Source organism: Mycobacterium sp. NGS56 (genome assembly GCF_059812425.1).
In genome coordinates this window covers 1-18,942 of the sequence record NZ_JCALCQ010000018.1, presented here as the reverse complement: position 1 = coordinate 18,942, position 18,942 = coordinate 1, and the positions used below count along the sequence as shown (strand labels likewise).

23 protein-coding genes and 1 pseudogene are annotated in these 18,942 nt (G+C 63.8%); 14 read left to right on the top strand and 10 right to left on the bottom strand.

The window, feature by feature from the left end; genetic code table 11:
* Positions 1-125: 125 nt before the first annotated feature.
* From AC5Y4F_RS25475 to AC5Y4F_RS25455, 5 genes are all read right to left on the bottom strand, one after another.
* Positions 126-416, bottom strand: coding sequence for a YiaA/YiaB family inner membrane protein (locus AC5Y4F_RS25475; RefSeq protein ID WP_036473574.1), 291 nt, complete (start codon positions 414-416; stop codon positions 126-128).
* 44 nt (positions 417-460) lie between these two features.
* Positions 461-1,747, bottom strand: a complete 1,287-nt coding sequence (locus AC5Y4F_RS25470; protein WP_036473576.1) for a hypothetical protein — start codon at positions 1,745-1,747, stop codon at positions 461-463.
* A gap of 240 nt (positions 1,748-1,987) precedes the next feature.
* Positions 1,988-2,467 carry a hypothetical protein gene (locus AC5Y4F_RS25465; protein ID WP_139813799.1) on the bottom strand — a complete coding sequence of 160 codons (480 nt, stop codon included), beginning with the start codon at positions 2,465-2,467 and terminating at the stop codon, positions 1,988-1,990.
* Positions 2,468-2,515: 48 nt separating this feature from the next.
* Entirely contained in the window at positions 2,516-3,499 is a 984-nt protein-coding gene (locus tag AC5Y4F_RS25460; RefSeq protein ID WP_139813800.1) for a hypothetical protein, read from the bottom strand.
* Between the two features lie 60 nt (positions 3,500-3,559).
* A complete protein-coding gene (locus AC5Y4F_RS25455; protein ID WP_499999390.1) occupies positions 3,560-4,369 on the bottom strand; it encodes an ESX-1 system-associated protein in 810 nt (269 codons plus the stop codon).
* Between AC5Y4F_RS25455 and AC5Y4F_RS25450 the strand changes: the two genes are divergently transcribed.
* The 7 genes from AC5Y4F_RS25450 to AC5Y4F_RS25420 all read left to right on the top strand — a co-directional run bounded on the left by AC5Y4F_RS25450 (position 4,272) and on the right by AC5Y4F_RS25420 (position 9,137).
* Positions 4,272-4,583, top strand: coding sequence for a hypothetical protein (locus AC5Y4F_RS25450; protein WP_139813802.1), 312 nt, complete (start codon positions 4,272-4,274; stop codon positions 4,581-4,583). The two genes, AC5Y4F_RS25455 and AC5Y4F_RS25450, sit on opposite strands and share 98 nt — an antisense overlap.
* A 362-nt stretch (positions 4,584-4,945) precedes the next feature.
* Complete coding sequence (locus tag AC5Y4F_RS25445) at positions 4,946-5,251, top strand: hypothetical protein (protein ID WP_036473583.1); 306 nt, start codon at positions 4,946-4,948, stop codon at positions 5,249-5,251.
* Positions 5,252-5,365: 114 nt separating this feature from the next.
* On the top strand, positions 5,366-6,364 hold the full coding sequence (locus tag AC5Y4F_RS25440; protein ID WP_036473585.1) for a hypothetical protein: 999 nt from the start codon (positions 5,366-5,368) through the stop codon (positions 6,362-6,364).
* 371 nt (positions 6,365-6,735) lie between these two features.
* The gene (locus AC5Y4F_RS25435) at positions 6,736-7,074 is read left to right on the top strand and encodes a DUF732 domain-containing protein (RefSeq protein WP_064942984.1); all 339 of its coding nucleotides are present in this window, start codon (positions 6,736-6,738) and stop codon (positions 7,072-7,074) included.
* A 49-nt stretch (positions 7,075-7,123) separates the two neighbouring features.
* On the top strand, positions 7,124-7,423 hold the full coding sequence (locus AC5Y4F_RS25430) for a hypothetical protein (RefSeq protein ID WP_139813803.1): 300 nt from the start codon (positions 7,124-7,126) through the stop codon (positions 7,421-7,423).
* 101 nt (positions 7,424-7,524) lie between these two features.
* Entirely contained in the window at positions 7,525-7,773 is a 249-nt protein-coding gene (locus tag AC5Y4F_RS25425) for a hypothetical protein (RefSeq protein WP_196771085.1), read from the top strand.
* A gap of 263 nt (positions 7,774-8,036) precedes the next feature.
* Positions 8,037-9,137, top strand: coding sequence for a hypothetical protein (locus AC5Y4F_RS25420; RefSeq protein ID WP_139813804.1), 1,101 nt, complete (start codon positions 8,037-8,039; stop codon positions 9,135-9,137).
* A 10-nt stretch (positions 9,138-9,147) separates the two neighbouring features.
* Here the strand turns inward: AC5Y4F_RS25420 and AC5Y4F_RS25415 are convergent, their stop codons facing one another.
* The 4 genes from AC5Y4F_RS25415 to AC5Y4F_RS25400 are packed head-to-tail and all read right to left on the bottom strand — an operon-like array spanning position 9,148 to position 11,910.
* Entirely contained in the window at positions 9,148-9,867 is a 720-nt protein-coding gene (locus AC5Y4F_RS25415) for a Csf3-related protein (protein WP_036473593.1), read from the bottom strand.
* A gap of 9 nt (positions 9,868-9,876) precedes the next feature.
* On the bottom strand, positions 9,877-10,743 hold the full coding sequence (locus tag AC5Y4F_RS25410; protein WP_036473596.1) for an RAMP superfamily CRISPR-associated protein: 867 nt from the start codon (positions 10,741-10,743) through the stop codon (positions 9,877-9,879).
* Positions 10,740-11,207: a hypothetical protein gene (locus AC5Y4F_RS25405; protein WP_036473597.1), complete on the bottom strand. Its 468-nt coding sequence runs from the start codon at positions 11,205-11,207 to the stop codon at positions 10,740-10,742. The genes AC5Y4F_RS25410 and AC5Y4F_RS25405 overlap by 4 nt, the downstream gene beginning before the upstream one ends.
* Positions 11,208-11,262: 55 nt before the next feature.
* Entirely contained in the window at positions 11,263-11,910 is a 648-nt protein-coding gene (locus AC5Y4F_RS25400; RefSeq protein WP_036473599.1) for a hypothetical protein, read from the bottom strand.
* Between the two features lie 223 nt (positions 11,911-12,133).
* On the opposite strand from AC5Y4F_RS25400, the gene AC5Y4F_RS25395 reads away from it, so the two are divergent.
* The 6 genes and pseudogenes from AC5Y4F_RS25395 to AC5Y4F_RS25370 all read left to right on the top strand — a co-directional run.
* A complete protein-coding gene (locus tag AC5Y4F_RS25395) occupies positions 12,134-13,021 on the top strand; it encodes a hypothetical protein (protein WP_036473601.1) in 888 nt (295 codons plus the stop codon).
* On the top strand, positions 13,021-13,440 hold the full coding sequence (locus tag AC5Y4F_RS25390; RefSeq protein ID WP_036473603.1) for a hypothetical protein: 420 nt from the start codon (positions 13,021-13,023) through the stop codon (positions 13,438-13,440). The genes AC5Y4F_RS25395 and AC5Y4F_RS25390 overlap by 1 nt, the downstream gene beginning before the upstream one ends.
* On the top strand, positions 13,437-14,276 hold the full coding sequence (locus AC5Y4F_RS25385; RefSeq protein WP_036473605.1) for a phosphoadenosine phosphosulfate reductase domain-containing protein: 840 nt from the start codon (positions 13,437-13,439) through the stop codon (positions 14,274-14,276). The genes AC5Y4F_RS25390 and AC5Y4F_RS25385 overlap by 4 nt, the downstream gene beginning before the upstream one ends.
* 383 nt (positions 14,277-14,659) lie before the next feature.
* Entirely contained in the window at positions 14,660-15,289 is a 630-nt protein-coding gene (locus AC5Y4F_RS25380; protein WP_036473607.1) for a TetR/AcrR family transcriptional regulator, read from the top strand.
* Positions 15,286-16,530, top strand: a complete 1,245-nt coding sequence (locus AC5Y4F_RS25375) for a glycosyltransferase (protein ID WP_036473608.1) — start codon at positions 15,286-15,288, stop codon at positions 16,528-16,530. The genes AC5Y4F_RS25380 and AC5Y4F_RS25375 overlap by 4 nt, the downstream gene beginning before the upstream one ends.
* A 56-nt stretch (positions 16,531-16,586) precedes the next feature.
* Positions 16,587-16,808, top strand: a pseudogene (locus tag AC5Y4F_RS25370) (F0F1 ATP synthase subunit C); the annotation flags it as partial.
* Between the two features lie 242 nt (positions 16,809-17,050).
* On the opposite strand, the gene AC5Y4F_RS25365 reads toward AC5Y4F_RS25370, so the two are convergent.
* A complete protein-coding gene (locus tag AC5Y4F_RS25365; protein WP_064942985.1) occupies positions 17,051-18,178 on the bottom strand; it encodes a hypothetical protein in 1,128 nt (375 codons plus the stop codon).
* A gap of 386 nt (positions 18,179-18,564) precedes the next feature.
* Here AC5Y4F_RS25365 and AC5Y4F_RS25360 point away from each other — a divergent pair.
* The coding region (locus tag AC5Y4F_RS25360; protein WP_499999346.1) for a hypothetical protein at positions 18,565-18,942 on the top strand (378 nt) is incomplete at its 3' end.

Sequence of the window (18,942 nt, the reverse complement as noted above, 5' to 3'; positions counted from 1 at the left end):
TTGCCCTTCTGTGCTGTGACTGCGGAGCGTTGTGGTGGAGCAGGAATCGTGCGATGAGGAAAGCATCGCCGGTGGCGCGGGCGCGGGCCTGCGCACTTCTACGCGACAAGGCTGAGTAGTTCTACTCAGCCCGCGGCGTTGAGCGGGTCGTAGTCGGCCAGCAGCCTTTCGATGCGGGCCTCATCGAGCCGCACCCGAACGGTTGCGGCCTCCTGCTGGTCGCGGATCACCTTGGCCAGGGTGAACGCGCTCGACACCAGAAAGAGGAAGGTGACCCCGAGGAACAATCGCGGCCAGGGGTCAAGCGGCAGGAAATAGATTCCGCCGAGCGCGGCCACGAAGCTGATCGCGAATGCAACGGCGGCCTGGACGAAGAAGGCGGCGGTGGTTTTCGACATGCTGTTGGGAACGGTCATGCCAATAAGCCTGCGGCAGCGGACCGTTCGCGGGATCCGTAAGACTACTCAGATTTCGCGGTGCGGTCGCGGGGCCGCGCCAGCAGCGCCGCCGCCGCGCCCGCCGCGCCCACCCCGATCGCCGCGGCGGCCACCGTCGCCACCTCGACCGCGGCGAACTCGGAGTCCACCAGCGGTTTGACCACCGCCACCGCGGCCACCGCGGGCATCACCAGCCGCACCCACCAGGCCACCACGCTGTCGCCGGGGACTCGCGAATTAGCTTCTGTGACAAACACATACAGCGCCATCAGCAGCAGGGGCGCCGCGCCGAGAATGACCAACCCGATCCAGCGCGCACCGTGCGCCGACAAGACGGCAGCCGTCACCGCGACAAGCGCCATCAGCACCACTCGCGCGATGGTGTTCGGCCGCGCCTGGCGCGTTACCGCCAGGTCCGCGGCGACGCGCACCACTGCCCACCCCGAGGCCAACGCAGCGGCCACCCCGACAGCGACGCCGGTGATAGTCATCCACGTCCGACCCGCTTCGGCATAGAACTCCGGCACAGCTTCGCCCAGGAGTTTGGCACTCCATCGCCACGGCCCCACCACCCCCTGGTGATCACCCACCCACAACACCAGCGCCGCCGCGGCCACTACCGCGACCGCCAGCGACATGGATCGCCCCGGCCTGGCTACGCGCGCGCTTCGGACCGTGATGAGTTCAACGCCCACCATCCCCAGTCCGAAGCCGACTAACTGACCAGACAGCCGGCCCTGGGTAGCGGCCGTCCCGATGACAACGGGGTCACTGCCTGCGGCGACGCGCGCAGTGACTGCCACCGCAAGGTAGACGGAGATGAGCAACCCGGCGATCACGAGCGGCGCCACCAGCGACGCGATGACCCGAGTCGACGCCCAACAGACAATGGCGCCAACGACGACCGCGGTCCCCGCCGCGGCGACCGGTAACCACGAAAAGTTCTCGGCAGGGTCTTCACCGGATGAAAACTGCAGCAGCAGCAGCGATCCGAGGGCGGTGGCGAACTTCGCTGTCAGCACCACATAGGCGAGCAGTTGAACGGTGCCGGCTGCAGTCCCCGCCTTCGGGCCCAGTGTGGCACCAACCAATTCGGCGGTGTTGCGCGCATGGGGTGCATAGCGGCGCAGTCGCGCCAAGGCGTAGATGACCGGGACCATGACCGCTGCACCGAGCAGCGCGCCCAGTCCGTACTGCGCCGCAGACACAATCACCGCAACGCTCAGTCCGGCGGCTTGCCACGTACCGAGGACGCGCTCACCGGAGCCGGTTTCTGGCTGGGTCTGTGCCTCTAGTGATTTTTTCGGCATGTCCTTAAGCATGACTTACGCCTAATCCGGTCGAGCGGGAGCGGCATTACTGCCGAGCGCCACACTATGACGCCTCGCTCTTGGCTTGCGTATTTCTCGGCGAGGCTTCGTTCGGCGTCGGTCGCGCGGGGGCGCGGGTTTAGGGGGACTGCCGGATACTTCCGACGAGCTCTGCAACTCGCTCGTTATTGCCGCAGCGACCGACCTCAGCCCGAGGCGGGCTCGGTCGTGATAGCGCCGTCAGAGCCGTCGTGGTGCCGATGACCGTGCTTTGGCGGCCTTGTACGCCCATGACCCCAACATCAGTGCGATCAGTAACGCGCCGCCCAACATGGTGTAGCCGGTGTTGCGGTGAAAATCCCGCATGCTCGCCGGCGAGTACACGCCCTGGTGGATATTTTCCTGTGTTGCATGCCAGTTCACCGGCGCGGTCAGCACCGCTGGATCGGTGCCTGCCCGGTTCAACTTCTCGATCGTTCTTATCGACCGGTACCCGCGGGAGGTCAGCACCGAGCAGGTGTCGGCCGGGCCCATCCGGTGTCCATCGCAGTGCGGCCCAGTCAGATCTTGGTAGGCGACTAGGCCTGCCCCGAAAAATAGGGCGATGAACATCAGGCCAAGGGCGCCGACCGCGAGGCGGCCCACGACGTGCCAGAAAACCGCCCCTATGGTGGCCCCGGGGGCCGCGGGGTGTGGCCCGTCTACTTCAGCATCGGACACGACGACCCTCCGGCGAGTGGACCACCTCATGAGACGACACGCTGGTGCCTATCTACAGTCGTGAAAGTCGCTGGCTAGTTGCCGCTGCAATTGAGCCGCCTCTGCCGTCTGATTGCCCAGAGGGGCTTGGGGTTTCGGCGATCCACTGTCGTCGCGGCAGTCAGGCACTTGAAGATCTCCGGTGAACTGGTGGAAATTATCGGGCTCTACCATGAGGTGCCATTGCAGTTGTAGCGGGTGCTGTTTGGTGGGCGCTATGGTGGAAATGACTGATTTGAGGTCGCGGTAGGCCGTAGCAGGGTCTGTGATGTAAACCGAGAGCGCGGTGATTCTGGCGTCGTCGACCCGCACGTAATAGATCGGCAGTGCCAGCCGCGATATCAGGGCGTCGATGTTTGCGCGCTGCTCGGCGGTGATTGGGATACCGACTTCCCAGGTGGGGAATTTGGTCGGCTCGGCCGAACGGATATAGACGGTCATCGGTTCGGGCTGCACAGTGGCCAACACTGCGCTCAAGACGTCGTTGGTGTGGTCGATATCTGATACTTCAAGGCGCACCGTGGCACTGTCACGTGACCACAGGATCGACGCCTCTGGCACACGGGTCCTGAGTTGTCGTAACTGATGTGTGTCACCGGCGATCTGGGCGGGGTTGAGCTCTGCGCCGCGTTTTACCTCGACTCGGTCGCCAATGACGAAGGTGGTGGACTGGCGGTAGCCGTTGAAATCCCCGCCTTTGATGCGGGTGATACGTGAGGCCACCGCCGCGATCTGTTCCTCGCTTGCCTTCGGCATCGCGACTACCAGATTCAACTGGGCGCCGTTCTCAAAATCGTTGGTATATAGTGGATTAACGTCATCAACGCCCGGCATTTTGGCGATCTCGGCCTGAAGGTGGCGCACCTCGGCGCTGCGATCAGGAGGCGTGCACGCAGCCACGACCAAGGCCAGCCATGCCATGGCCGCCACGCATACCCGTTTCACCGGTGCCGGGAGCCGGCGCGTGACACGCCGCGACACTGCACTGATCACGAAGCCAAGCACCTTGCCTGCCTTGCCTTTACATCCCGATGTGAGTAACTGTGCGTTACCCTAGACTGCTTTGCAGCCCGTCGAGATGAGGCTGGTGCCCTGGGCGGTGACGTCGTACAGGTAGTGGTCAGCCACCACATATGTTGGAAGCGCTTCAACATAGGCGCGGCCATACACCGCGGTGAGCACCGCGAAGTCTTCCATCACCGGATTGCCGCTACGCCGACCCAATCGGTCTAATTCGTCGTCGACGGCGCTCATCGCCGGCCGGATGCCGTCATTGAGGGCCCTCTGTTGCGGGCTCCACTGGCTCGCGGGGATGTCCTCATCCGTGTCATGCCACGCCGCGGCGGCGTCATTGAAGTGAGCAAACACCGAGGTGAAGTCCGCGCATATCGAGTTGCTGGCGCGAAGGAATCGCTGCGGGTTGGCCGGATCGTCCGTGTGCGGTGACGCGTTCGTCGGTGGGGCCGCCGCGGTGACCAGCGGTCCGCGCAGTGCGGCCGCCCCGTGGCGAATCGCATCGCAGATGGCAAAAATCGCGTTGCCAGCCGAATAGGTAACACGCAACAGCAGATCATCAGGTGAGGTGTACTGCGGGATTCGGTCTGCGTAAGCGCGCCAGTAGGCGATCAGCTGCTCGTAGAGTTCCCGAACCACCCGGTGCGGGGTTTGCCTGGCCAGCATCCCAGTCTTATCGGCGGCCTCACGTATTGCCGTGCCGGCGGCCCGATATTGGGCGCTCAACTGCGCACTCCAGGCAGATGCCGGGATGGATTTGTCTCTGTCGTGCCAGCCAGAGGCTTTCTCGCTGGCCGCCAAGGGATGGGCAACGCTACTCCACCCCCCGCAGGTGGGTTCTTCGGTGATGACGCTGATCGGTGCGGAGTCTCTAGCACTAGCCAGGCCTGGACGCGGCGGCGAGGAATGCCTGACAACGACGATGGTCACCATGACCGAGACGGCGATAGCTACCGCAAATGCCGCCGCCCCCACGAGCATCCACTCCTGTTTGCCGCTCTTCGGTCGCCGGCCGGCGGGTGAAGACCACGGCAGCGGCGAAGCCTCCGGCGACCCCCAGTGATCATCCGGCCGCGGCACCCTCATGTGAACTTTCCTCGAACTGGAGAACCTTCGTTATGCCCGCAAGGCTCGATGAGGTGGTGCCGTCCACGCCGCTGCTGGTCCCTGCAGCAGGTCCGGCGCTCTTGGTACATCCCGTCGCGGCTATGCCAGCGGCGACAACGCTGACAATCACCGCGCCGGGATAACGACGTGAAGACATGGCCAAAGCCTACGGTGAGCGGCGCTGCGTCGAGATGGAAAACCGACGGCGGTAGCGGTGCAACCAACGATGTTCACCACGATATTCACGAAAAGTGTGGTCGAGAGTTCGGATGTCAGTTGAGATGGTCTCGAGAACGGACCGCGAAAGGAGGTGAACAGATGAAGAAAACGCTTCCTCTCGTGATGATGCTCTGTGGGCTCGTGTCGGGAGTCCTCGCAAGCCCTGCGGCGGCGGACATGAATAGCTACATGAACTGCATCCTGTTGAGTAGACAGCACTTGAACCCGGAACCACCTCAGGCAAAGCAGCTTGTCTACAACACGATCGGACAAGAAGTCTCCCGGAACATTCGCAACAACGGGAGTTCCTCGATGGCGGAGATCTCGCGTCTCGAAGGCAACGGGATTGACCCACAGCTCGCACAGATGATCGTCCAGTGTGCCAGCGTGAACGGGCCGATGTGATGTCATGTCGCGCAAGTTGCAAATGCTGGATCGGCCTGGTTCTTCCCAAGGGCCGCCTCCCTTCTGGGACACTTAGAACCTGTGTGGGCTCGAATCGTTGTTGCGCCTTGGTGGGTGAGCTGGCTGGCGAACGCCGCGTTCGGCGCGATCACGCTTGGCGCAGTCGCGGCGTTGCTGTACCCGAACTTTTTCGCCGTCACCGGATGGTTGTGGGGACCGCTCACCGTGGCGGGGTTCGCTCTACTGATATCCGCGTGCCTGGCTTTCGTCCAGCGCCCGTTCCGCCGGGCTTATTCTGCAGCCCTCACTGGACTTAGCCGCCAGCAGCTGCCCCAAATCAACAGGGCATTGCGCCGCGGAGAGATCCCTTCTGAACCGCGCGTGCTGGTGGCTGCCGTCAAGGTGGGCACTTTGCGGCTGGCGCACACGCGTAGGGCCCTGCGCGGGTCGAGGGCATTGATATGGCTGACGCCGGCCTTCCTCATCCTCGCCGGAGTTTTGTCCTTCCTAGCCAACGATATTCGGCGCGGAGTGTTCTTTGTCGGGTTCGCGCTGTACTTCGCGGCCTACTACGCATGGCTCGGGTACCGCAAGGATCAGCTGACCACGCACGTGGAGTCGTTGCGCGCAAGCGCAGAAGCTGACGACGCGGCGGTGGACGTCGACTATGCTGCGCCGCCGCGGCGACTAAGGATGTCGATCCCGCTGTTTATCGTGGCTGGAATCGCCACTGTGACAATCGCATACCTATCGGATCGCCCCAACCCGGACTGCCGGACCGTCGACTCGGTCGCCAACTTCAACTTCAAAACCAATAGCGTGCTCACAGCGCGGCTGACAGCGACCGACGTGGATCTGGCCAGCTACCGAGATTGGTCCAACCAGCTGCAAACCTACGCACGACAAGCATCCACCCCCGACATTGCTCGCCGCCTTCACCGGATCGCCGACCTATCCGTGCAGGCAGTGGCGCGGCGACAAGCTATCAACAACGACGAAATAGCCGGGCGCCCAAGCGATGCCATCCACAGCGACCAATCCGCATATCTGAGCACGATCAGCGAGCTGCTCGACGAACAGCAAGCCCTCATCTCAACCTGCCACCGTTCCTGACCCCGGCTCCCTCGCAAATTCATCGTGATGGCCGGCCCCGGTCTCAACCCGATTCTCACAGCGGCTATCACTGCACCGCTTGAGACTTCTGGAAGTGCTGGAGGAGAACTCTCTCAACGATTTCCGTGCCGAAACTCGGCCGATGGGATGCGGGCCTTCCACTGTGGCTTTCCCGCCTGCGGACACGTCTGGTTGCCAGGCGGTCCTCCGAGGGAGGCCTCGCGTCCACCTCAAACCGCCGGAAGCCAGTCCGGCTCGATGAAAACTGGCCACTTCGACAAAAGAACGATCGGCGATTTCGCTCCGCAGGCCTGTCGCCAGGGGTACCTTTTTCTGGCCAGGCGACCGGTGGCCCGATAGAAGGTGGAACGATGATAGCCGTGCGGTGGACGTCGACCCCGCTTGTCACCGCGGTTGCCGCGTTGCTGGCGCTGGCGCCGCTGGCGAAGGCGGATCCTCTCACCGCCTATGATGTGCAGTTCATCAACGCGCTAGCCGAGGTTCAGTGGCACACGTCGAGCCCGACGACCACCGTCCGGTTGGGGCATGACGTATGTAACGGGATATCGATGCAGGGATTGACCCCCCGGCAATCGGCCAACAGTGGGAGTTGGTGGGTGGTCCCTCCGGGCAGCGCCGGCGCGTTCGCGTTCGTCAAGACAGCGATCAGGTTCTATTGCCCGCAATACCTTTCAGCAGTCGACTGGTAACGGGCCGTGGGTGGGGTTAGGCCCTCGCGAAGACGATAGGAAGGTCAGGATGACGAGGGACAGAAAGCTTTTGGTAATCGCCATCGCCGCTGTCGTCGCCGTGGTTGTCCTGGTGTGGGGTGTTTCCACCCATGGTTTCAAGGACATGCGTTCATACAACTTGGGGCATAACGCAGGACTTCAGGACAAGAACTCACGCTACCCAGCCGGATGCGTCACGATGCTGCTGCTGGCCCTAGAGAGCAGTGATGCGGCAGGTCTCGACCAAGACGACTTCAACTCTGGTTGCAAGGACTCTGGAGACTGGTCAGGCATTAAGGGAGCCCCTGATCAGCCCAAACTCGGCTGAGTTACTCTCTGCCTGCCATCATGGCAAGGTGATGGGTGCTACGGATTATGGCCTTCTGATCGCCATCGGCCAGGCACTGCCCTGACGTGAGGATGGCACGATTGACCGACATGGAGGAAGACCTGCCTACCGTCAGCGTGCGTTTGTGGCGTGCCGACGCGATCGTCTTGTTCGACTGGTTGGCCCATACTGATCTGAACACGGTGCCGATCACGCATCCGGCGCAAAAGCAGGCGCTGGCTGATCTTTTGACCCGGTTCGAATGGGCGGCCGATGCGGATGTGACCGCGGCGACTGCTGACGAGGTCGCGGCGGCCCAAGCAGAAGTGTCGCGCGACATGGGCTGGTGAGGGAACAGAATCCGTTCGTGGCGGTGCTGACGAGCCTGCTGTCAAGATTGACCAACAGAGTCAAACCGGCGGCAACCGGAGCGGCACCAGAATTCGCGAACAACGGACGTCACGACTGCCCGCCAAAGCCATCGGGTCTTGTACGCGGCTGCCAACGCGGGCGCGTACATCTCCACGTGAAGCGCTCGCTGTGGGTCCAATCATCAGTACGAAGACGAACTCGACGCTCAGTGCGCGCATGGCTTCGTAGGTACCGTGGTCGAGTGTCTGACGAAGAAATGGCCGCATCGGAGCACGGCGTGCATCTGGAATGGTGGTACGACCTGGACCGGCCTTTTCTAGCCGAAGTGGACTTGCTTGCCGCCAGGTCAAGCTACTCGACGTCGTTCGTTACAGAGGACGGCGTCTTCGCCGCGACTGTACGTCTGCCACGGACGCCCGACGCTGAAACCGGGCTTGCGGATTATTTGGCGCCTCCGCGCGATTGGGCGGCAGCGCTACCCACGCCCGATGAAGAATGGGGAATCCACTACAAGGACCATACGCTGGGCTTCAAAGGTGTTGTCATCAAACGTCTTGCCTTCAGCATTCAGGCTGGGCCGGAGGTCGTGGAGCCCGCCATACGTTCGGAGTGGGGGCAGGACCTTCTAGCGTTGGAGATTCTCAACACGATTGATACCTGGTGGGAGAATGTCAGGACATGGCTCGAGATTGCAACTAACCAACGCCTCGCACAAGTCGGCCACGAGGCCAGCGATTGGTTAAACCCGAATACGCGGACGTCGATATGGACGGTCGACGAAAGCGGGGAAAGGAAGCCGTTGAGGGCCGGCGGCACTGTTGTTCAGGGCCCTGAGCGAGTCCTCGGTGTGACCGCAACGATTCTGCAGGATTGCTTGGCGCTCGCACACATTGAGCCGCCACTGGCATGGACTCTGTTGCGGGACGCGCGCGCTCTGCAAAACGCCGATCAGTACCGCCGCTCGGTCATCGATGCAGCCACTGCAGCAGAGCTGGCTGCGACCAAGCTGGTTGACGATCTGCTAGTGGGAACCGAGTCGGGGGAGCGAGCAAGGCTCCTCCGCGACCGAAGCCATCAGGGACTTGGAGGGAAGGCAGTACTGCTGAGGGAATTGGGGCAGGGCCCTTCGGAGGGTTTCAAAACTGATCTAGTGGCCAGGCGAAATGACGCTGTGCACGAAGGGATAGATCTGAAATATCTCGAGTGGCAGGCGGCGTTTCGTGCGGCGTTAGCCCTTGTCGAGCAAGGCTTTCCACTGCCCACGGCGCCGGGTTCAAGCGGGCCGCTAACGTGTTATTGGTCTCAGGCCGTAGAAGCGCAGAATGTCCATTCGTGGCCGTGATGCGAGCCTGCTAGCGGGCTGGTTGGTAGGCGTTGGCGCGGCTCGCAGGGTGCAGGTACGGGGGCCGGACGGCGGCGGTACCCAGCTGTCCTGTCTGGACACCGGGGGTGTGGGTGAGGCAGCGCACCGGCGTTGTGCGGCCGAGTACGCCGGGCTCGTGTTCGTGGCCGGCGGCCCAGCGTGAGATATCGGGGGTTTCGGTGACTTCCCATCGTGTGACGAGGCCTTCTCCGACCCCGCGGTGCTTGCCGATCGAAAAGAGGTCGGTGAGCAGCTCACGGATGAGGTCGGCGTCGCCGACGGCGCGCCAGGTCAAGGTCGCGGCGGGATGCGCCATGACAGGGACGATGCGCTTTTGATAGCGGCCCTGGGCGTCGGAAACTGCTTGGCTTCCAATGACGGGGGTCAGCTGCTGAAGCCGGCCCCGATTCGTGCGTGAGGTGCGCCAGCGCATGTCGGGGTCGGTGACGTGATGGGGGTGGAGGTCGGCGAAGGTGGCCATCCAGTGCCAGTCGGCGTCAGAGGTGGGATTGCCGCATTTGGCGAGGGGAAGGTCCAGTGTCTCAGGGTCTTTGGTGTGCTGATAGGTGAACTCTTCGCCCGCTGTGCGGGCGGCCCACTTACGGCGGTGCCACAGTACTGAGGCGAGTAATCCATCCAAGGCCACGCCCCAGGGGCGGGACAGCACGACACCGTGTGGTGTGGTGGCGGTGATCTGCAGAGCAATCATGTGTGTGTGTCAACTCAGTTGCGATAGCGTGGTGATCGCCTCGTCGCGGTGAGCGGTTAGGTCCGCTGCCCAGTCGATGTTGTCGCTGGGCAGATTTCCGCGAAGCGTGGTCGCGGTGACGGTGGCGGTGACCTGTCCGTGGCCGGCGGCGATGCGGCCGCCGAGGTGTCCTCGGGTGGCGAATTCGTCCAGGACGGAAAGCAGAAATGCTGCTTGGATGGGGGTGGCGTTGGTGAGTCGAACCCAGGTCTGAAGTCGGGTTCCGGCCGGCAGCGTCTCCACCCCGAATCGTCCGAGCGGACTGCTGTTTTCATCCGAGTCCGTGCTGGGAGGCCAGGCGGTGGTGGTGCGGTGATCGGACAGGTGGCTAAACGATTCTTCTGCGACGCCAAGCACGGCAGACAAGGCTTTGGATCGCGGTGGGCGGGGCAGGATGTGGGAGAGTTCGGCGATCTCGGGCAGCACCTTGCCGACGTCCAGTAGCCCCGACATGATGCGGCCCGACGCCGCCCCGCCGAATACCGCGACCTGGGGCAGTAGAGCCTTGAGGCGGCGTTCTTGCTCGTCAGTAAGGGGCCGCGCGGATTTGGCCAGCCGGCCGCCGTTGGTGAGTAGGTGTGCTGCCGGGATGGGCAGGGCGGTGTCTTCGTAGTTGAGCACGGCGGCGGTCAGTGACTCTCCGATGCGGCGCAAGATGCCGCGGAAGCCGCTGCCCGACACGATCGGGACAAGTATCACTTCACCGGTAGGGGTGATGATTTTTTCTCGGCGGAACAAGGCGAAATTGTCGGTGCCGATGGCGCTGTAGTCCTCGCGGTGCACGATCGAGGATCGGGCCAAGACGTCGATGTCGAAGTGAACGCTGATCAAGCTCACCCGCGGGCCGCTTTCCGTTGTTCGGCAACAGCTTCGGCGATGATGCGCACTCGCAGCAGCAGTGCCGGCAGACTGTCACGTAGCACGGCGATGACGGGTAGCGACGGTTGGCGTAGCAGCATGGCTAGCTCGAGGCGTCGATCCCGCTGCCGGGGCGCGCAGACCTCGAGCTGTATGGACACATCAGACCACCAGCGATCCAGGGTGTCGGCGCGGTAGGCGGCACGGCGAACTCGACCGGGCAGCAGCTCGTCCCAGTAGGTTTTGCGGTATCGCGGGTCGGCGAGCCAGCTTCTCTCCCAGTCGATGCTGTAGTGCAGTAGCAGCAGCAGCCGTTCAGCGGTGTCGGCGGGACTGGGCCGGGCGGCTTCTTTCGTTTCGGCGTCCGGGGCGGGTTCGTCGAAGGGGGGCAGTTCGGGAACCAGGGCACGCCACGCCTGGGTGGGAGTGGGAGCTGCCGTCATGGGTGAAGCGTAAATGGCCCGGCAGTCACCGGGTGGTGATCGCTCGGCGCGCGGGTTAGGGCTGAGGCGTCGGCATGGTGGTGAGGGCGCGAGCTGCTGCCCACAGTGGCGGGACGGTGCGCCATATCTGCAGTGCTGTCCAGGCAGCCAGGATGCGCCCCCAATGGCTGGACGGCTGAGCGCGCAGTAACCGCGAGGGAGGCGCCGGATGGCTCAGCTGGGTCCAGGTTGCGCCCACGGTGGTGCGCAGCCAGATCAGGTCGGTCAGCCGGGTCGCCGCAGCGGCATCCCAGGGCACGACGAGACCATCGGTGGCGAGATGTCCCCATTGGGCGGTCGGCAGGATGTGGCGGCGTCGAGCGGTCGGAAGGATCGCGGCTTGAGAGGTCGGCAAGGCGCCGCCAGCGAGCGCGTCAGCCAATGCGGCACCGGTGGAGTACTCCGTCACGGTCGTCGCAGTGACCAGTAAAGCCAGTTGTGTGGTGGGAGGGGTGCTGTAGGCCCAGGCGCATGGCACACAGAGCCGGCGGGATCCGAATGGCCAGGCGTCGAAACCGGTGAACTTCTCAGAAATGATGCGCGAGCTCAGCACGGTCGGCCCCTCTTCGCCGCAGCGCCCGCAGCGGCCATCTACCGGCGACGGCGCGTCCACGGCGGGTCGACCGGCGGCAACCCATGCCGCGGCGGCGGGATCGGAAAGCATGCTGGCGCCACGATACGGCCGGATCGGTTGGTATCGTGAGCGACACGAAACGCACACAGGGGTCGGGTGAGGGTTTCACCTGAGGCGGCTCCGGAAGGCTGATTATCAGTCCATCCGGGGCCGCCTCCCTCTTTTCGGTCTGGCGCGCGCAGCAATCCCGCTTGGTGTCCAGGTTGGCCCATACACTGCCCTTGATCGTCGAGCTAGGGAAGTTTGAGACCGCGTGGGTGCCAAGACCGCCAGACCGAACCGGGAACAACCCGTCGTCGTCGATGTCGAAGGTGGCCCGATCTCCGCGCGCGACGTGAAGGCCGCCCGCGAGGTGGCCGAGGATGCGATGACAGAGCGTGGCTTCCAGCGCCTGGCCAACCAGATCACCGACGAACTGCGCGACGCGGACACCTCACTGACCCGGGCGGCTCGCGACCGTGATCGCGCCACGCCTCGAGATAGGAGCCATATCGAGTCCGGGCGCCTGCGCGGCGAACTGCCGCCCCGCGAGGAGTTCCGGGAAAGGCTGAGCGGTCGCCAGCGCAAGATCCGCTCGGCGGTCAAGAACCAGGTGATGGCCGCCGCGCCGGCGTCGCAGCACGCCGCGATCGCGAGCATGCTGACCAGCGAAGACCCCACTGAGTGGCGGCGCATCAACGAGAAGCTGCACCGCTCGGCGGGTGACGTCCAACAACTGGCGGACACTGATCGGGCGAAGGTGCAGCGCCTCGACAGGGCGATCCAGGCGTATGAACGCCTCAACGACCGCACCCACCGCGTCTACGTTGCGGTGAAGCTGCCCGATAACCGTGGCGACATCACCAAGCCCTCCGACCTGCCGGCTAACCTGCGGCCCGGTGCGAGCATCGCGTTCGACCAGTTCACCCTCACTCGACACAACTTGCATGAGACGCCGGGCCACGACAGCTCCCGGCATGTGGTGTTCGAGGTTGTGACGAGCCGTGGGATGTATTTGGGTCGCTCCGACAGCGTGGAAGACACCACCCATATCCTCCCGAGAGGAATGCAGTTCGACGTAGCGTCCGCCGAACACGTCGCCTATGCAACCCGATCCGGAGGCTTCAACGAACGCGTCGTCTTGCAACTGAGGGAGCGGTGATGACCCCCACCGAATGGATCGTGCACCCCAACCGATCCGACATTGGATCCGACGAGCCCGGCCGCAACGGTCATTACCGCTCGCTCACCCGCCCGCGGAAGCCGGCCATCGAACCGTGCCTGGCCCGAGTAAGGCTGCCGCGCAGACTATCCGACGTCGCCGACGCTGATGGCACCATTACCTTCGGCGGCAACGACTGGTGGTTCGTCGTCGGCGCGGCCCGCACCTTCGTCCGCACCCACATCGACTCAAACGTGCCGCCGCCGTTTGGATTCAAGCGCAACGGACAGTGGTGGTGGTGGGACGACACCACCAGCGTGGAATCGATTCTCGAAGGCCCAGAGGGCATCGACTACGTCCGCGAATACCTCGCTCGGCTGTTCCCGAGGTGCACCGTCACCGTCAGCGACGCACGATGACCACGACGCCGGCCGGACTAGACCTGCACACGTTACGCGGCATCGCCGCCCGCCGGCGCGGGGCCCAGGGCCACCAGCATCTGCTCGACCGCATCGCCGAACACCTCGACGAGAACGACGGGTTCGTATCTTGGAGTGGCGGCAAGGATTCCACCGTCGTAGTCGACCTCGCTCGGCAGGTCGACCCGCACATCCCAGTGGTGTTCTTCGACAGCGGGCTGCAGTTCCCTGAGACGCTGCGTTATCTGGAGGACCTGGCGCAGGAATGGCAGCTGAACTACCACGTGATCACCGCTGACCCAGATTTGCTGACGGTGCTGATCGCCGGCGGTGGTTTCGACCATCACGCAGTCGATCGTCGGTTGCGCGGACAGCTCGCCGACATCATGATCACCGGGCCCGCGGCCGAGGCGCACCGCCGCTACGGCCGCGGATCGCTGTGGGGAGTGCGCGCTGAGGAGTCCCACGGCCGACGGATGCTGTACCGGCGCGGTCTGGGCGCCGAAACGCGGGCTCGACAGCACAGTTCGCAGTCAGATGTACGCGCGCAAGTCGGCGGAGTGGTGCGCCGAGCGGACGGCACCATTACCTATGGCCCGATCTGGGACTGGCAACGCTCGCATGTCTTCGAGTACCTGGCCGGCCGCGACATCGAGCCCAACCCGCTCTACCGCAAGCTCGCCGAACTCGGAGTCCCCGAACAGCAAATCCGCGTCGACTCGATCATCGACGCCTCCAAGCTGTCCAACGGACACATCGCCTGGCTGCAAAAAGGCTGGCCAGATCTATATGACCGGCTCAGTCGTGCTCTACCGCGGCTGACTGAATGGACGTGAAAGCCGCTGTCGGACTGCGCTATTGGCGGCGGCGCCTCCTCCTCCTCCTCCTCCTCCTCCTCTCCTCGTGGCAGTGCCAATTCATCTGAAATGTCCCCAAAAGGCATATGGGACATAAGGTAAGAGGCACAGCGGTTGTTATCTACTCGCGTTGGCGCGATTGCCGGCCGCTGGCCCTGTGTGCCGATCTCAGCGTCGTTTGTTCGTGAATCCTGACGTCGGCGCCCGTTTTCCCGGTCGAGTATTTGCGAATGTGGGCGTCGCGAATTCCGTGAGATGGCGGCCGGTTGGCGCACCGCTCTGCGGCATGCACGTAAAGGCCGAGGAACCGCGTACGTGGGCGCACGCTTTCGCGCGCTGATCGCTTGATCTAATATCAGAGTATGCGATCAGATCTGCAGAAGCCGGCGACCTTCACCCAGTCGGCGCGACGGGCGCAGATTGTGGCCGCCGCGATCGAGGTGATCGCCGAAATCGGGTGGGCTCAGGCGTCGATCCGCAAGATCGCTGATCGGGTTGGGGTGGCGATGAGCGCGGTGCTGTATCACTTCGGCACCAAGGACAACTTGGTCGACGCGATCGTCGAGGAGATGTATCGCACGGCGCTGTCGTTCGTCGGACCGGCCGTCGATGCGCAGTCAACCGCGGCGAACAAGCTCGCCGCCTACATCACAAGCAGCGTCGCGTACTTCGATACCCACCGTTCGCACCTGGCGGCCCTCACGCAGCTCGGTACGAGCTACCAGCCGGCAGACGGGCGCCGTTTCGAGGAACTCGAAGTGACGGCTGAGCTACAACAGGAACTGGCTGTCTTGGACCCGACGACGATCTTGACGGCGGGGCAACAGGATGGACAATTCGGCGATTTCCCGATCACGTCGATGGCGGTCGCCCTCCGGGGCGCGGTCAATGCCGCGGTGGAGAATATCTTGCGCGATCCCGCCTTCGACGCCCGTGCGTACGGTGAAGACCTGGTCGCCATCTTCGGTCGTGCCGTGGCGGTGAACCGATGAGCCGGATTGTCATCATCGCCGTGGGTAGCCGCGGCGATGTCGCTCCCCTCACCGGGGTGGGCGTGGCGCTACAGCAGGCCGGACACGAGGTCGCCATAGCCGCCTACACCCCCTTCGCGGACATGATTTCCGGCTGCGGTTTGGGGTTTCGCGAGCTGCCGGCCGATTTGCAGCCTGCCGCCGATGGCGCCGAGGTATCACCCGTCAAAGGTTTGGCAGCATTCGCCTCGCCTAGAGGCATGCGCGCCCTGGGCAACGACATCCTCTCGGCCGTCGCCGACGAACCCGCAGACATCCTGCTGCTATCACCGTTCGCCGAAATGGTTGGACACCCGCTCGCCGAAGCGAAAGCTATTCCCTCTCTTGGGCTCCGGTTGCAGCCACTGTCAGCGACCGCGCAGTACCCGCCGTCGATTGTGGGTTCCTGGTCGGCCGGGTCGTGCGGAAATCGGGTTGCCGCCAACGCAGGCGCCTGGTTACTGGACTCCCTATACGGCGGCGTGGTCGCGCAATTCCGCCGCCAGCTCGGGCTGTCGCGCACCTCCGCCCGTCGGCTGCGTCAACAACGCACCACTGCGCAATGGCCTGTCCTGCACGGGTATTCACCGAGGGTGGCGCCCCGGCCTACGGACTGGCGCCCGGGATTGGAAGTCACTGGTTACTGGTGGCCGGCGAGCGCCGGCATCTGGGAACCGCCTGCTGACCTCGCCGAGTTCCTCGCTGCCGGTCCACCGCCGGTGTTTGTCGGGCTCGGCAGCATGATGACCACCTCGGCGCGAGCCGAGCAGCTATCGGACACGATCCGCCGAGCGGCCCAACTGGCCGACGTCCGGGTCATCGTGCAAGCTGGCTGGACCAATCTACATGTCGCCGAGGACCATATGTTGACCATCGGCGACACCCCACACGACTGGCTGTTTCCTCGGGTTGCCGCCGTGGCGCACCACTGCGGGGCGGGAACCACCGCGGCAGGTATTCGCACCGGAGTGCCCACCATCGCCTTACCCGCCTATGGTGATGGCCCGTTCTGGGCCAGGCGCATCACCGAACTCGGGATCTGCGCGGCCACCATCAACCAGCGCAAACTCACCTCGCAACGCCTTGCCGAGGCAATGCGCATCGCCGTCAACGATCCGCTGCTGAGGGATAACGCCCGCCAAATCAGCGTGCTGATAAGCGCTGAAGACGGTGCTGCACAAGTTGTTTCATCAGTTAGTTCCCTGATCCAACAATTCACGTAGAGGAGTAACCGATGGCCGCGGACCCCGAACTCGTCCACGCAATCATCACCGCATGAGCCCTTGCCGGTGGAGGCTTGATGATGGCCGGAGGCGCGATCGGCGCCGGCATCGGTGACGGCATGGCCGGCGCTCAACTAGTCGCCGGCGTGGCCCGCCAACCCGAGGCCCAACAACGAATGTTCGCGCCCTTCCTCATCACTGTGGGCCTGGTCGAAGCTGTCTTCTTCATCAACCTCGCCTTCATGGCGTTGTTTGTCTTCGCCACACCCGGCAAGTAATACGTCGTTGGCAGGATCGCGGCTTTACCGACTCACGACTCTGCGCAGCCATCGTCGGCCGATTCATATTCGGCCGCAACATCTTCGATGACCGGAACCGACTCTTACCGCCTCGGCCACCACGACACGCCCATCTCACAATGGCGTCAATATTGACCAACAGAATCAGAGTGGCGGCAACCCGAGCGGCACCAGATTTCGCCAACAACCGACGTCACGATTGCCCGCCAAAGCCAGGCCGCCTACGGCGTTGGCAGATCGGTAAGCCAGTCGACCAAATCTGCCGGGCGGCGAGGAAGGAAAGGCTGGAAGACGTTCAGCTCGCGGCTGGTAACCACCTGGTTGCGCGCGGCCTTGTCGATGAATACCGCGTCGCAGTAGGGCACTGCGATCGCCAGCGCATCGATGTCCTGCATGTCGTTCGTCGTCCATTCATGGCGACTATCGCTGTGGTATCGCTCCTTCACCGAAGCGGCCACGCGGGTTGAGGGCATCCCGTCGATGAAATTCCGTACTTTGGCGAGGCATTCGGGTGTCGGGGGATCCTGTATCCCGAGGATCTGGGACAGTGACAGCCCGGTGGCTCTCTGTGCGCGGTCGACCAGGTGTCCGAGCTCGGCGTAAAGCTCATTGGCGTTGACCACGTCGCGCAACTTGGACTGCCGAAGCGCTGGATCCGCATCCAGCTTGCCGACGAGGTCGTTCTCCCGCTCGGCCCGCTTCTTGAGCATGTCGCGCCAGCCGTCCAAGCTGTACCCGGCTTGGAGTAAGGCAGGATCCTCGTGGTCGTCGGGTCCGGTGACCAGTTGGCGCATCGCCCATCGATTCAGACTTGCCATCGGATCAGCGCCTGTCTGTATTCCCATGTCCTGACAGAGCTTCTCAGCCCACCACGATGCTTCCTCCGCGGTGGTTCCCTCGAAGACGATGCCGCCCTTCTGCCCGAAGGCATGCAGCATGTGCGTTCCCACAAGCGGGATGTGCCCTTGAGAGGTGACCGTCATGGTCGGCAGATCGTTGAGCGCGGCCTCGAACTCGAGCTCCATGATCTGGGGGCGTCCCAGGAAGAAGTTGAAGTCGGACAACTCCTCCATCACTGCTACAACGTCCCGGCGCTGGGCGGCGCTGGCGATGTTGTAGATCTCCAGGATGTGCGTCGACGACAACGGGAACATCGCGCGGCCGTCGGCCAGAGCCTGCCGACAGACCGCGAACAGGTCGCGGTAGCCGGGTGGTGCGGTCCCGACCGCGACTTTCGCCAGGTTGATGCAGGCGAACGTGTCCAGGTACACGAGAGCTGGCGGCCTGGGTGGCAAGGCCAGGTCGCTGGGCCAGACGACGTCGGCCCGGACGCCGTAGGCAGTGGGCAACGACCCCCACCCCTCTCGCGCATGGTTGGACGTCGACAATGATCCCCCGTAGGGGAGGGATGCCGCAAACGCTTGATCGGCGCGACACGGCCGATTGCCTCCGCCGGAGCGCTAACGCTGTGTGGCCGAGCTCTATTGATGGTGCATTAGATCGCCGGTTTGCGCCGGCGTAGGAAGCATCCGATTCCTCCTAGCGCGGTTGTCAGGACGATGGCGTCGGCCCCGAGGGTTAACAGGGCGAGGAGTCCTTTGGCGATGTCGACGGGGAAACGACACACCTCTCTCCCGCCTGCTGATCACCTTTGAGGGCGCCGGGTTCGCTCGTGCGGCGTTGACCATGTGCGTGTTCTCGCGTTGTCCGGCTCGGCGTGCGGGAGGATGGGGGTGTGGTGAAGAAGAAAGGTCGCGATCTGCGGACCAAGCGGCACATCAAGGTTGATGATGCGGCCGCGGTGATCGCCGCGTTCCAGTGGTGGGCGAACCGACCACCAGCACGCAACCCCGCCACGCAGTGGGCTCAAGACGTGGCCGGGATGATCTTCGAGAAGTGGTCCGACAGTCCTGTGGTGTTGCGCGTCGACGACGAGTTCGCTGGCGCGTTGATCAACGCGAAGACCGATGTGGAGCTCGTCCCGGACTGGTTGACACGGTTCCCGTTCGATGCCGTCGCTTACAGCCTTGCCACCCCGCTGTCACTGCACGACGGGCGCCGCATGTGTCACTACCTCGGAATGGTCGTGGCCGGCACGGTCAGTCAGTACCGG